The organism is Aequorivita aurantiaca, assembly GCF_030410135.1.
In the GTDB taxonomy this organism is placed as follows: domain Bacteria; phylum Bacteroidota; class Bacteroidia; order Flavobacteriales; family Flavobacteriaceae; genus Aequorivita; species Aequorivita aurantiaca.
The window spans coordinates 131,464-144,427 of sequence record NZ_JAUGQQ010000005.1 but is presented as its reverse complement, the minus strand read 5'-3'; the positions used below and the strand labels follow the sequence as shown (position 1 = coordinate 144,427).

The window sequence follows — 12,964 nt, the reverse complement described above, 5'->3', positions numbered from 1 at the left end:
TATTAAATAGTATAAGTTATTTGGTGAATAACAACTCCCTATATTTCGTTAGTGGCCAAATTTCATCATCCACCAACAATTCCAATTTATCACAGTGATAACGAATAATTTCAAAATATGGCTTCACTTCCTCACAGTATGCGTAAGCCTTTCTTTCAATATTCTCAATCTTGTTGGCCTTCTTTCTTTCTTCAATCATATCAGTTATTCCCTTATTGATTTTCGCAATATGCTCACTAATTTGTTCAATAAGCTGCATTTGTTCAACAGCGAATAACTTGAAATCAGTTCCATAAATATTTTTTAGTCCTTGAACATTTTCAATCAATATATTTTGGTAGCGAATCGCGGTTGGAATAACATGATTGCGGGCTATATCACCCAAAATGCGACCTTCAATTTGAATACGCATCGCATAATCTTCCATTTCAATTTCATAACGGGCCTCCAATTCCACTTTACTCATAATTCCTAAATCTTCAAAAAGAGAAATAGTTTTTTTTGAAATCTTTGCCTTTAGGGCTTCAGGCGTTGTTTTATGGTTGCTCAATCCTCGCTTCTTTGCTTCCTTTTCCCAAGCATCCCCATATCCGTCACCCTCAAAACGTATTCTTTTGGAATCTTTAATATATTCCTTCAATACATTGAAGATGGCATCATCCTTCTTCATTTTTTTGTTCTTGATCAGTGCGTCTACTTCAACCTTAAAGTCAATCAATTGTTTGGCAACAATTGCGTTTAGAACGGTCATGGGATTTGCACAGTTGGCCGTAGAGCCTACTGCACGGAATTCAAATTTATTACCTGTAAAAGCAAATGGGGAGGTTCTGTTCCGATCTGTATTATCCAATAATATTTCTGGGATTTTTCCAACCACATTTAGCTTAAGATCTGTTTTTTCCTGTGGAGAAAGTTTACCACTGGTAACTTTTTCAAGTTCATCCAGCACTTCTGTTAGTTGTGAACCAATAAATGCGGAAATAATTGCCGGAGGAGCCTCATTCGCACCCAATCTGTGATCATTACTTGCACTTGCGATTGAAGCCCTAAGCAGTTCCTCATGCTCGTTTACAGCTTTTAAGGTGTTAATGAAAAAAGTTAGAAACTGTAAATTTTTCATTGGCGTGCTGCCGGGACCCAGAAGATTTATACCTGTATTGGTTGCCAATGACCAATTATTGTGCTTCCCGCTTCCATTCACATTTGCGAAGGGTTTTTCATGAAATAGAACTTTGAAATTATGCTTGTTGGCAATTTTGTGCATCAGGTCCATCAATAAGGAATTGTGGTCCACCGCCAAATTGGTTTCCTCAAATATTGGGGCCAATTCAAACTGGTTGGGAGCAACCTCATTGTGCCTCGTTTTTACTGGAATACCTAAAAACATGCATTCGGTTTCCAAATGGCGCATAAAATTTAAAACTCGCGCAGGAATAGATCCAAAATAATGGTCATCCAATTGTTGCCCTTTTGCTGAGGAATGTCCCAATAAAGTTCTTCCAGCCAAGGAAATATCCGGACGGCTCAGAGCCAATGCACTATCCACCAAAAAATATTCCTGTTCCCATCCCAAAGTGGCATTTACCTTGGTTACATTCTTGTCAAAATATTTAGCAACGGCCGTTGCAGCATTATCGACGGCCTGCAATGCACGAAGTAGCGGGGTTTTATAATCCAACGCTTCACCGGTGTATGAAACGAAAACCGTAGGAATACAAAGAGTCGTACCATATATAAACGCTGGCGAGGTGGGATCCCACGCAGTATACCCACGAGCTTCGAAGGTATTTCTAATTCCGCCATTGGGAAAACTGGATGCATCCGGCTCCTGTTGTACCAATTGCCCACCGCCAAATTTCTCTATGGCCTGGCCGTTATCCATCGTCTCAAAGAAGGCATCGTGCTTCTCTGCCGTGGCACCAGTTAATGGTTGAAACCAATGGGTATAATGGGTAGCACCTTTCGCTATAGCCCACTCTTTCATTCCCGTTGAAATATGATCGGCAATGTGTCGTTCTATTTTAGATCCGTTTTCTATCGCATCCATAACACTTTTAAACGAATCTTTCGTTAAATACTGCCGCATTGCAGTTTCGTTAAAAACATTTTTTCCGAAAATTTCAGAACGTCTTTCTGGCTCTGTAACTGGCACCGGAACTCTATTAAAAGTTTCTTTTAAGGCATAAAATCGCAAGGTGGGCATACAACTGTTTTTAGGGTTTGATAGCACAAAAATATAAAAAACACTTTTACACCCCCATAATTTCAATGTTTATTTATAAATTAATGACATTTTAATTATTGACACCCTCAAAGTTTAGGGGCTTAAGCAACAATATAAATTTTTGTAAAGATATTTTTTGCGCTATGCAGGAATTTTAAATTCATTAGTCTTCTTCCAGAGTAAATTATAGGATTATTGGATGAATTTATTCTTTTAATCCGAATAGTTCCTTCGGAATGGGCATCCCCCAATCAAAAATATTTAAGAAATATTAAAGCCACGGCAAATCCAATACGAAGCTATTAATTGGTAACATAACTGCTCTTTTTTGCTAAAAATTAATTTAAATGATACCAAATTTTTAGGCATAGGAGAAACCTGTTCGCACCAATGCACCGCTTCGTGAATAAATGAAATGGTTTTATTTAGGGATTAAGAAATAAAGATCATTGAAATAAAAACTGCATAAGCCCCCACAAGAACCAATCCTCTTTTACGACCTAATTGCAATGATTTTGGAAGCAATGCCAACGGAAGTATAATGGCTGCAAAGCCAATCATCCAAAAAATATCCTTATTAATTATTTCCTGACTATTTACGGCAATTGGCTGAATTATAGCTGTTATGCCCAAAACTGCAGAAATATTAAAAATATTAGACCCAACAAGATTTCCCAATGAGATGGATTTTTCCTTTTTCAATGCTGCAATTAACGAGGCTGCCAATTCTGGAATGCTAGTTCCTACGGCAATCATTGTTACCGCAATCACACGCTCACTAATCCCAAAGTTCTCCGCCACGGAAACCGCACCGCTTATCAAAAACTCACTTCCGGCAAAAAGGGCTCCCGCACCAATTAGTAGCCAGATTGTTATCTTAAAATTGGATGCTTTCGATAAGCCGTCATCTATACTTTCCTCGGTGGGATTGGAACTTTTCTCATTTCGGGCGCGTTTGATTAAAATCCATAAATAGCAAATGAGCATCAGGATTAAAGCCACTCCTTCCGAAAAAGATATTTGGCCGCCGCTAATTAAAATAAAGTAAAGCGCTACGGAAAAAATCATCATTACAGGCCAATTAAACCTATAAAAGTCTTTGTCGACAGTGAGGGGCGCTATAACGGTAGTTACTCCAAGAATCAACCCAATGTTTGCAATGTTCGATCCCAATACATTTCCCAAAGAAATATCCGAAAAACCATTTAATGCAGCTTGCAAACTTACAAGAAGTTCAGGGGCTGAGGTGGCAAACGAAACCACGGTGAGTCCAATAACCATTTTGGAAAGATGAAGTTTGAACGAAAGCGCCACAGAGGACCGAACTAAAAACTCTCCTCCAACAACTAACAATACGAATCCGAAAAAAATAAATAGATAGTCCATAATTTGCAAATGCCTGCGAAGATACTAAAACCAAAAAAGAATTAATTGTATATTTGTTTTAAGCCCCGCAAACTTAATTCTTACCATTAGCTGCCAACGCAACAAGCGTTACCCATCATTTAATTGGAAAAATTATGAAAACCACCATTAAAAATTTATTACAAAATTTTTCATTTTATTTAAGTTTGGTCTTCTGTGGCTTGCCGTTCCTATTGTTCGGCACTAATAATGTTTGTCCTTCATTTACAGCGACCAAAATTATCCATGAAAAACAAATTACTATTGTGATAACAAAAGAAACCACCTTGGAAGAGCTTCAAAAAATAAAAAAGCAAATGACGGATGAAGGATTTGGATTTGACTATTCAAATGTTGTTTATAACAAACAAAATGAAATAACAGCTATAAACATTTGGTATAAAGACGCCAACAATAATTCCGGAAACTACAGTGTTAGCAGCGAAAACCCCATTAACAACATCACAATAGCATCTGAGGGAACAAGGATTTCGGTTCGAAGTGTTGGGAATTCCAATCAAGCTATTATCCAACAAGGCAATAATGATCAAGTTTCCCAGAACTCCCAAAAAGCCGAAAACGATATGAGGGAAGCAATGAATAAAAAAAGAGCTCAAATGGAAATGGAGATGGAGACCCAAATGAAGGAGATGGAAAAACGACAAGCAGAAATGGAAAGACGAATGAAAAAACAGAGCGACGACATCCGCTCCGTTGGCCAACCCGCCGTTCATAGTGCCAAAAAACCGGCAGGTTCAAAACTGATAACGTGCAACACCACAGATAGCGAGTTGCTTAAAATTCAAGAATTTTATAATGAAAAAGATATTTCCGTTCATTATAAGAGCTTAGAGCGAAACAAAAACAATCAAATAACCAAGATTTATATTACTGTAGATAATCGAAATGGGTCTGTTTCGACTTCAAATTTTGGTAACGGAATGGAACCAATTAAAAATATAACTTTAGCTGTCGACAAACAAAACACAATTATGGCCAACGGAGAATAGTGTTCCAATATTATTTAAAATAGTAGGCCACTTTACTTAAATCATTTGAAATAAACGCGCAATGAAAAAGAATTTTTTTAAACTCTTGGCGAAGGTAAATAAGAAAATATTACCAAGTTTCACCAAGAATGAAGTGGATTTGGCAAAAGCCTCTAAATTTCAAATGGCCATATTTGCCTATAAAGTGTGGGTAGCTAAAAATGCTCTGGACTAAAACTTCAAAAAGGAACATACGGAATGGTCCTGCAATTTTTTTATTCCATACAAAAACTCAAGTTCCAGAATAAAATTACATTGAACAATTTTCCCGCCCAATCGTTCAATTAAATTACAAGCTGCTCTCGCTGTTCCGCCGGTTGCCAAAACATCATCATGCAATAATATTCGGTCTCCTTCCTCTATTGCGTCTTCGTGAATTTCCAGTACATCAATCCCATATTCCAATTCATAAGGCTCCTTAATTGTTTTAAATGGAAGTTTTCCAGGTTTTCTAATCGGCACGAAACCGGCCTCCAGTTTATGGGCCAGAAGGGTTCCAAAATAAAAGCCTCGAGATTCAATGGCAGCAACTTTATCAATTTTTTGGCTGCCCACAAGGACTACCAATTCTGACAAACAATTTGCCAACGCATGTTTGTCTGCAAGTAGTGGGCTTATATCTTTGAAATTTATCCCTGCTTTTGGAAAATTCTGAATGTTCCGAACGTAATCATAAAAATTCATTTTTTACAAGTATTAATTTGTCTTGCAATTTAAAAAGAAATATATTTGCACCCGCTTAAACCGAAATTAATTTGGCCTTGTGGCGCAACTGAATAGCGCACCTGATTACGGCTCAGGAGGTTCCAGGTTTGAATCCTGGCAAGGTCACAAGTGGAAACCACGTTGGATAAACGTGGTTTTTTTTATGGATTTATTTTTAGAATATCTCCTATTTTTTATTACTTTGGACATACTAAAAACTTCAGAAATGACCAAAATTGTAAAGGACTCAGACAACAAACAAGAAAGAGATTATATTTTTCAAGACAACAAAAAAACCCGCTTCGGGGCAGGTTTTATTATAACTGTTTTAATAATCTTAATAATCGGAGTTATTATTTCTGGATTCTTTTTTGAATGGTTTTAAATAATTTCGGCACTTAAACCGGCTTCCAAAAGCATGGAGCAGCGCGGTTTTAATTCGCTGAATTCTCCTGTTTTTACTGTGCACTTCCCTTTATAGTGCACAATAATAGAACATTGTTCAGCCTGTTCCGGTGTGTGCTCACAGGCAAAAATAAGGGTGTTGATAACGTGATCAAATGTGTTTACATCGTCATTGTAAAGCACGATTTCATTCTGGCGACTCTCTTTTTCAACCACCGATACATCTTCCTGAATTTTTTCCTTGGTACTCATAATCTTTTCAATAATAGCAATACTGGGAAGTTAAGTAATTTTGAACTTTGCCGCAACCCATTTATTTTTTTCCTTATTTTCAACGAAGACGAGGCCTAAATTATTGCAACATTCCCTAATTATTGACAAATCGTCTATATAAAAACCACTCAAATAAATAATTCCGCCAGCATTCAAACTTTTTTGATAGCTCTCCATATCGGCCAGTAGAATATTTCTGTTGATGTTGGCTATAATCACATCATATTTTTTTTTGTGTAGTAGGGAAGCATCACCCAAAAACACGGAAATATTTTCACAGTTATTTCTCTGGATATTTTCCATGGAATTTTCAAAACACCACTCGTCAATATCTATGGCATCAAGTTTTGAAGCCCCTCGCATTGCCGCCAAAATTGCCAAAACTGCAGTGCCGCAGCCCATGTCAAGTATCGATTTATCCTTAAAATCATTCTCCAATATAAACTGGAGCATCATAAAGGTGGTTTCGTGATGGCCAGTTCCGAAGGACATTTTGGGCTCAATCACTATATCGTACTCAAAATTTTTACGGGGATGAAATGGCGCGCGAACAATACATTTCCCGTTCACTTCAATAGGGCTAAAATTTTTTTCCCATTCCGAATTCCAGTTTACCTGTTCTATTTCCGAAAAAGTATAATCTATTTTAAATTCATCCGAAACAAGAATATGGATATCCTCCAAAATACGATCAGTCCATTCCGATAATTGAATATATGCCATGACCCCTGCCTCGGTTTCCACGAAGCTTTCAAAACCTGCGTGACCAAGTTCGGCAATAAGAATTTCAGTTCCCGGCTGAAGTGGATTCACAGTAAATTTGTATTCAATGTAGTTCATTTTATAATATTACTTACGGTTGTTCTTTTATACTGTTCCTTCTGCAAAAAAACTTTTATAAACGAAAATTTTATTTCTCGAAGGCATTCACTATTTTCATGAAATCTTCTACTTGAAGGGAAGCACCGCCAATAAGACCACCATCAACATCGGGCTGTCCAAAAATTTCAGCGGCATTCTCGGGTTTTACGCTTCCACCGTAAAGAATTAGAATGGAATCGGCAATTTTATCGGAATAATTTTCGGCAATAATTTTTCGGATATATTGATGCATTTCCTGCGCTTGTTCCGCGCTGGCTGTTTCACCTGTGCCTATTGCCCATACGGGTTCGTAGGCTATTGTTACATTATCCCAAGCATCGTTTGGAAGATGGAAAAGTCCTTCTAAAATTTGTGATTTGATCTGCTGGAAATGGTTATCTTTTTTTCGGTCATCCAACTCTTCCCCAATGCAAAAAATAACATTCATCTCATTTTCAAGCGCTGTGTTAACTTTTTCCGCGAGCACTGCGCTGTTCTCGTTGAAATAGGTGCGCCGTTCGCTATGGCCGATAATTACTGTAGTTGCCCCCACACTTTTCAGCATTTTTGCAGAAATTTCACCCGTGAAGGCTCCTTCAATGCTTTGATGCATGTTTTGTGCAACTATCGTTACCGGGTGCTCTCGCAATGATCGAAAGGTATGATTTAAACTCGTGAAAGGAGGGGCAATCATTACTTCCACATTTTCGGGAAACACTTGTTTTTTCAAGTCTACCAAAAACATTTCGGTCTCGGCCAAATCATGATTCATTTTCCAATTTCCAACTATTATTTTTCTTCTCATTTCTATGGAATTTATTGATATTGTGTATTAAGGGATGAATATTCTCCGCAATGCTTACTGCCGACTGATCTTTGGATCGAGCCATCCGTAAATTATATCTACAAAAATATTGATTAAAATGAACAAAGTGGCAATTACAAGCACTGCTCCCATAATTATGGGCAAATCCAATGTGTTCAGAGCGTTCACAATTTCCTTGCCTAAGCCATTCCAACCGAAAATATACTCCACAAAAACCGCTCCCGCTAGCATACTCGCAAACCAGCCGGAGATGGCCGTAACCACCGGATTTAGTGAATTTTTGAGCGCATGTCTTTTAATAATTTGATAAAATGAAAGCCCTTTGGCTTTTGCAGTTCGAATGTAATCCTGGTTCAAAACTTCCAATAATGAATTTCGCATTAATTGGCTTACAACCGCCAGCGGACGGATTCCCAAAACGATAGCGGGAAGGATGAGGTTTTTCCATTGAATATATTTTCCATTGCCGAAATCGTCAACTTCGTAAAGGCTTCCGGTCATATTCAAATTTGTGTAGTCGTGAAGCAAAAAACCAAAAATCCAGGCAAAAATTATAGCACTGAAAAATGAGGGGACGCTCATTCCTAGAGTGCTGACCAATTGGATGGCTTTATCCACAAATCCATCTTTAAAAAGCACGGAAATTATTCCGAGAAAAACCCCAATCAGCATTGCAATAAAGATTGCCGAAACCGCCAATATGAAAGTATTCGGAAGGGTTTCGGCTATTACCTCGCTTACCTCTTTGCCGTTCTTTTGAAAGGATTCCCGCAAATAGGGCGTTTTTAGAACTACATTGGTATTTCCAACAGCAAATAATTTGACGGCATTGTATTTCCCTTCGGAAAGAAATGTGTAATCACCAGAATTTTTACTGTGGAAGGAAATGGGCGACAAATCATTTAAATACCGAAGATATTGTACCGAAATCGGCTGGTCAAACCCATATTTCTTTTTAACAACGGCAAGTTGTTCCGCGGTTTCGTTTTGGCCCAGCATCATCCGCGCGGGATCGCCGGGAAGGATTGTAAAAAGTAGAAAAATCACCGTTACAACCCCAAACAAGGTGAGCAATGCGTAACCAATTTTTTGAAGTATGTAACCCGCCACCTATTTTATTGTTTATTGTTTATGGGAATTTTTATTTCTTATTTGGCTATTGCTTTATCTGTTCCATGGTCACCGCTTTATATTCAAAATCTTCTCCGAAAAGTCTTTTGGCATATGCTTCAATGGTCTCATCAAACCCCGCATCGGCTCTTCTTTTGTTTACGGTTTCAGGATTTTCAATGGGCCAGATCATTGATCCGCGGGCATCGTCATATGTCATTCCCTGTGAGCCAAAAATTTGCGGTTTGCCTTCCATCATTAAATAACGGTCTTCCATAATTGCTGCTGAGGTTTTTGGAATTTCTCCAGTTTCGGCAGCTTTTTTCACCAAAGGTAAATAAACCGGAATTTTATCTGGGTTGTGCTGAAGTACATTCCAAGCTACAAGGCTTGATTCTTCGCCAACTACAGATATCCCGGGGTACCCTTTTTCAATAAAATATTTTTCGACAAAAACCATATTTACGCTATCCAAAACGCCTTGAATCACAGCCAAATCACCACTATATTCAGCCTCGGAGAGACCCATTTTTTCACCCAATTTCTTTCGCTCTTCCAAAGACTTGGTACGCATCAACGTACGATATTTTTGGTCGAGCACCGCAATGCTATCCAAGCGCTGTTTTAAAGATAAATCCAATTTAGGTTTTGCATTTTCAACTATGGGCAGTTGCAGTTTATGGGCGTCGTTCCAATGCAGTTTTTGTTTTATGGTTCCATTATCCAGTTCCAAAATTCCCGGATTGCTTCGTACGATGGTTTTAAGCGTAGTTTCATCACAGAAATAAAACTTAAAATTCAACTTATATTCTTCAGTCAAAGCTTCGGTCATTTCTTGTGAGGAAGCCGAAAGTCCAATAACGTTGTAGCCATTTTTCAATGCTCTATCGGTAATTTCCTTTACTGGTATGAAACCGTCTTTTTCGGTATTGCCCAAACTGTAGGCTATAATGACAAGCAGGTTTTCTTCATTTAAAAATTGTTCGGTATAATCTTCGCCATCCCTTTCCATTGTGAAATCGTGGATTGGTGGGCTGTAGCCTTCCTGAATCATTTCAGTTTCTGTACTGATCAATTCTCCGTCAACCTGCGGATAATCACCATTTGTGGTAATAATTTTTTCCTCGCCATTTATTTTGAATTTCCATTTGTACTCATAAATAGGGCCTGGGGCATCTTCGGGTACGGTCATTCCGTCCTTTATATTCGCGCCGATTTTATAGGGACGGAAATCTATTATTGGCAAGTGGAGCAATACATAATAGGTAATTCCAAGACAGAAAACGAACGATGCAAATATGAGAATGCTCCGTGTACCTTTTGTGAAGAATGGCAGTATATATTTTTGCCCTATAAAAAGGATCAAAATCAAAACCAAGAGCACAATATCTTTAATGAAAGATTCCCACGGCGTTAGTTTTATAGCGTCGCCAAAACAACCGCAATCCGTTACTTTATTGAAATAGGCCGAGTAAAAAGTAAGAAATGTGAAGAATACAATCATAAGCAGCAGCGCCCACAACGTAAACTTTTTGAGGTAGCCCAGAAGCAGCGCCACGCCCAGCAGTACTTCAAAAATGACTACGAATATTGCAAGCAGTAAAGCGTAAGGCACCAAAAACCCAAGATCCAAAACTTCGGGCGCGAAATAATCTTTTAACTTGAATGAAAATCCAACGGGATCATTCAATTTTATTAATCCACTGATGATGAAAAGTACGCCTACGAGTATTCTTGATATTACAACTAATATTTTCATTCTCTATATTTTATTGTTTATTCTCTTTTCCCTTTTCCAAATGAATCAACGCAAAAATCGCATAATTAATCATATCCTGATAATTGGCATCAATCCCTTCCGATACCAAGGTTTTTCCGCGGTTGTTTTCAATTTGTTTTACGCGCAATAATTTTTGAAGAATTAAATCCGTGAGCGAACTTACCCGCATATCGCGCCACGCCTCGCCATAATCGTGGTTTTTGTCCATCATCAACTGCTTGGTTTTTGCAACCTGCTCATCATAAAGCTGGGTTGCTTCTTCCAAAGAAAAATCAGGTTGCTCCACTATTCCTTTGTCTAGTTGAATGAGCGCCATGATGGCGTAATTTACCACGCCGATAAACTCACTGGTTTCATCTTCTTCAATTTTTCTTTCGGAATTTTGTTGCAAACCGCGGATTCGCTGTGCTTTTATAAAAATCTGGTCCGTGAGGGAAGGAAGCCGAAGAATGCGCCACGCACTTCCGTAATCGTGCATTTTCTTGATAAACAACTCCCTGCATTTTTCAATTTGTTCGTTGTATTGGTTTGAAGTATCCGCCATTAATGATGTGTAAGATTTTGCGTAAATTTCGCTTAAATAGTTCAAAGTTCAAAGTTGAAGTCTCAAAGTTATTGTGGAATTGGCACATTACCGTAAAAAAGTCGAATTTTGAAAATCCAAATTCAAAGAAATTGCAGACCCTTAATTGCCGCGGCAAACTCATAGACCTTTCCGTGCCCAAAGTGATGGGCATCATAAATGTTACGCCCGATTCATTTTATGACGGCGGAAAAACATTTTCAGAAAATGAAGTTTTAAAGCAAGCCGAAACAATGCTTTCGGAAGGAGCCACATTTTTGGATATTGGCGGTTACAGCACCCGTCCCGGCGCTGCGGAGATTTCTGAAAAGGAAGAAACTTATAGAGTGGTTGCAGCCATTGAAAGTGTCCTGCAAAAATTTCCCGAAACCATTATTTCCATTGACACCTTCCGTAGTGCCGTTGCACAAAGTGCGATTGAAGCCGGAGCCGCAATTGTAAACGATGTTTCTGGCGGAACCTTAGATGCAGAAATGTATAAAACAGTTGCAAAATTGAAAGTGCCGTATATTTTGATGCACATGCGGGGCACCCCACAAACCATGGCGAAACTTACGGATTACAACAACGTGACCAAGGAAGTTTTAAAGGATTTATCTGAAAAAATAGCACTCGCCCGGAAAGAAGGCATTAACGACATTATAGCCGATCCGGGTTTTGGCTTTGCAAAAACCCGCCAACAAAGTTTTCAGCTTTTAAATAATTTGGAATTATTTCAAAATTTGGACGTTCCGATTTTAGCCGGAATTTCCCGAAAATCGCTGATTTACAAAACGCTTGAAACATCCGCAGAATTTGCTTTGAACGGAACGACTTCTCTAAATACAATAGCGCTTTTAAAAGGCGCCGCCATTATTCGTGTTCACGATGTAAAGGAAGCTGTAGAATGCGTAAAATTGTTTGAAAACCTGAAATCGTGAAGACGAACCATTTAAATTTTTAAAGTACTTTTACAAAAAATCGCACCCTTTTGGACTTTCTCGACATACGAATTATAGACATTGTGGACATAGTGCTGGTTGCATTCCTGCTGTACTACCTCTATAACTTAGTGAAGGGCACTGTGGCCATCAACATTTTGGTGGGAATTATCATTGTGTACGCCATTTTCGTAGTTACCCAACTTTTAGAAATGGAACTGCTTAGCAAGATTTTGGGTGGTTTTCTTGGCGTCGGAATGTTTGCATTGGTAGTAGTGTTTCAGCCGGAAATTCGAAAGTTTTTGCTAATGCTGGGTTCAACAAATTTCAACGCCCGAAGGCGCTTTTTAAAACAATTTCGATTTTCCGGCAACGATTCCGGCCTTAGGACAAATTTAGAAGGAATTATGGCTGCCTGCAAAAAAATGTCCGCTTCACATACCGGAGCCTTGATTGTACTTCAGCGAAACAATAGCCTGGATTTTGTTAAAAACACGGGTGACGAAATGAACTTAGAAGTTAATCAGCCAATTATTGAGAGTATTTTTTTTAAAAACAGTCCCTTGCACGACGGGGCAATGATTATTGAAGAAAATAGAATTACCGCAACCCGTGTTATACTACCTGTTTCCAACGATAAAAAAATTCCTTTGCGCTTCGGACTTAGGCATAGGGCAGCAGTTGGAATTTCTGAAAAAACAGATGCCGTATGCTTGGTTGTTTCCGAGGAAAACGGACAGATTTCCTATTTAAAGGATGGGGATTTCGTATTATTCGAAAATACGGATGAGCTGTTCAAAATTTTAAAGAAGGATTTAAGTTGA

Annotated in this window: 13 protein-coding genes and 1 tRNA gene; 5 read left to right on the top strand and 9 right to left on the bottom strand. The window is 38.4% G+C overall.

Features of this window, described 5'->3' with window-relative positions; genetic code table 11:
* Positions 1–16: 16 nt before the first annotated feature.
* Positions 17–2,203: a glutamine synthetase III family protein gene (locus QRD02_RS09505; RefSeq protein ID WP_290254707.1), complete on the bottom strand. Its 2,187-nt coding sequence runs from the start codon at positions 2,201–2,203 to the stop codon at positions 17–19.
* Between the two features lie 453 nt (positions 2,204–2,656).
* Positions 2,657–3,610: a calcium/sodium antiporter gene (locus QRD02_RS09500; RefSeq protein WP_290254706.1), complete on the bottom strand. Its 954-nt coding sequence runs from the start codon at positions 3,608–3,610 to the stop codon at positions 2,657–2,659.
* Positions 3,611–3,744: 134 nt separating this feature from the next.
* Here QRD02_RS09500 and QRD02_RS09495 point away from each other — a divergent pair, with 134 nt between their 5' ends.
* Both QRD02_RS09495 and QRD02_RS09490 read left to right on the top strand, forming a co-directional pair.
* The gene (locus QRD02_RS09495) at positions 3,745–4,638 is read left to right on the top strand and encodes a hypothetical protein (RefSeq protein WP_290254705.1); all 894 of its coding nucleotides are present in this window, start codon (positions 3,745–3,747) and stop codon (positions 4,636–4,638) included.
* 61 nt (positions 4,639–4,699) lie between these two features.
* Positions 4,700–4,852 (top strand): SsrA-binding protein, encoded by a 153-nt coding sequence (locus QRD02_RS09490; protein ID WP_290254704.1) that lies wholly within the window; start codon positions 4,700–4,702, stop codon positions 4,850–4,852.
* Here the strand turns inward: QRD02_RS09490 and QRD02_RS09485 are convergent.
* A complete protein-coding gene (locus QRD02_RS09485; RefSeq protein ID WP_290254703.1) occupies positions 4,849–5,361 on the bottom strand; it encodes an adenine phosphoribosyltransferase in 513 nt (170 codons plus the stop codon). The two genes, QRD02_RS09490 and QRD02_RS09485, sit on opposite strands and share 4 nt — an antisense overlap.
* A gap of 73 nt (positions 5,362–5,434) precedes the next feature.
* On the opposite strand from QRD02_RS09485, the gene QRD02_RS09480 reads away from it, so the two are divergent.
* Positions 5,435–5,508, top strand: a tRNA-Arg gene (locus tag QRD02_RS09480).
* 255 nt (positions 5,509–5,763) lie between these two features.
* Here QRD02_RS09480 and QRD02_RS09475 read toward each other — a convergent pair.
* The 6 genes from QRD02_RS09475 to QRD02_RS09450 form a co-directional block, all read right to left on the bottom strand.
* Entirely contained in the window at positions 5,764–6,039 is a 276-nt protein-coding gene (locus QRD02_RS09475) for an ATP-dependent Clp protease adaptor ClpS (protein WP_290254702.1), read from the bottom strand.
* A 30-nt stretch (positions 6,040–6,069) separates the two neighbouring features.
* Positions 6,070–6,900 carry a 50S ribosomal protein L11 methyltransferase gene (prmA, locus tag QRD02_RS09470; RefSeq protein WP_290254701.1) on the bottom strand — a complete coding sequence of 277 codons (831 nt, stop codon included), beginning with the start codon at positions 6,898–6,900 and terminating at the stop codon, positions 6,070–6,072.
* 70 nt (positions 6,901–6,970) lie between these two features.
* Positions 6,971–7,726: a triose-phosphate isomerase gene (gene tpiA, locus QRD02_RS09465; RefSeq protein WP_290254700.1), complete on the bottom strand. Its 756-nt coding sequence runs from the start codon at positions 7,724–7,726 to the stop codon at positions 6,971–6,973.
* 54 nt (positions 7,727–7,780) lie between these two features.
* Entirely contained in the window at positions 7,781–8,857 is a 1,077-nt protein-coding gene (locus tag QRD02_RS09460) for an ABC transporter permease (protein ID WP_290254699.1), read from the bottom strand.
* Positions 8,858–8,903: 46 nt separating this feature from the next.
* Positions 8,904–10,616 (bottom strand): BT_3928 family protein, encoded by a 1,713-nt coding sequence (locus QRD02_RS09455; RefSeq protein ID WP_290254698.1) that lies wholly within the window; start codon positions 10,614–10,616, stop codon positions 8,904–8,906.
* 10 nt (positions 10,617–10,626) lie between these two features.
* Positions 10,627–11,181 (bottom strand): DUF1599 domain-containing protein, encoded by a 555-nt coding sequence (locus QRD02_RS09450; protein ID WP_290254782.1) that lies wholly within the window; start codon positions 11,179–11,181, stop codon positions 10,627–10,629.
* A 131-nt stretch (positions 11,182–11,312) separates the two neighbouring features.
* Here QRD02_RS09450 and folP point away from each other — a divergent pair, with 131 nt between their 5' ends.
* Together folP and cdaA are read left to right on the top strand one after the other, a co-directional pair.
* On the top strand, positions 11,313–12,140 hold the full coding sequence (gene folP / locus QRD02_RS09445; RefSeq protein ID WP_290254697.1) for a dihydropteroate synthase: 828 nt from the start codon (positions 11,313–11,315) through the stop codon (positions 12,138–12,140).
* A gap of 50 nt (positions 12,141–12,190) precedes the next feature.
* A complete protein-coding gene (cdaA, locus tag QRD02_RS09440) occupies positions 12,191–12,964 on the top strand; it encodes a diadenylate cyclase CdaA (protein WP_290254696.1) in 774 nt (257 codons plus the stop codon).

What these genes read in the sequence shown, in the direction of transcription:
- QRD02_RS09500 (WP_290254706.1), bottom strand. Translation starts at nt 3,610, where the DNA reads ATGGACTATCTATTTATTTTTTTCGGATTCGTATTGTTAGTTGTTGGA.
- QRD02_RS09490 (WP_290254704.1), top strand. Translation starts at nt 4,700, where the DNA reads ATGAAAAAGAATTTTTTTAAACTCTTGGCGAAGGTAAATAAGAAAATA.
- QRD02_RS09485 (WP_290254703.1), bottom strand. Translation starts at nt 5,361, where the DNA reads ATGAATTTTTATGATTACGTTCGGAACATTCAGAATTTTCCAAAAGCA.
- QRD02_RS09450 (WP_290254782.1), bottom strand. Translation starts at nt 11,181, where the DNA reads ATGGCGGATACTTCAAACCAATACAACGAACAAATTGAAAAATGCAGG.
- QRD02_RS09505 (WP_290254707.1), bottom strand. Translation starts at nt 2,203, where the DNA reads ATGCCCACCTTGCGATTTTATGCCTTAAAAGAAACTTTTAATAGAGTT.
- prmA (WP_290254701.1), bottom strand. Translation starts at nt 6,900, where the DNA reads ATGAACTACATTGAATACAAATTTACTGTGAATCCACTTCAGCCGGGA.
- tpiA (WP_290254700.1), bottom strand. Translation starts at nt 7,726, where the DNA reads ATGAGAAGAAAAATAATAGTTGGAAATTGGAAAATGAATCATGATTTG.
- QRD02_RS09455 (WP_290254698.1), bottom strand. Translation starts at nt 10,616, where the DNA reads ATGAAAATATTAGTTGTAATATCAAGAATACTCGTAGGCGTACTTTTC.
- QRD02_RS09475 (WP_290254702.1), bottom strand. Translation starts at nt 6,039, where the DNA reads ATGAGTACCAAGGAAAAAATTCAGGAAGATGTATCGGTGGTTGAAAAA.
- QRD02_RS09495 (WP_290254705.1), top strand. Translation starts at nt 3,745, where the DNA reads ATGAAAACCACCATTAAAAATTTATTACAAAATTTTTCATTTTATTTA.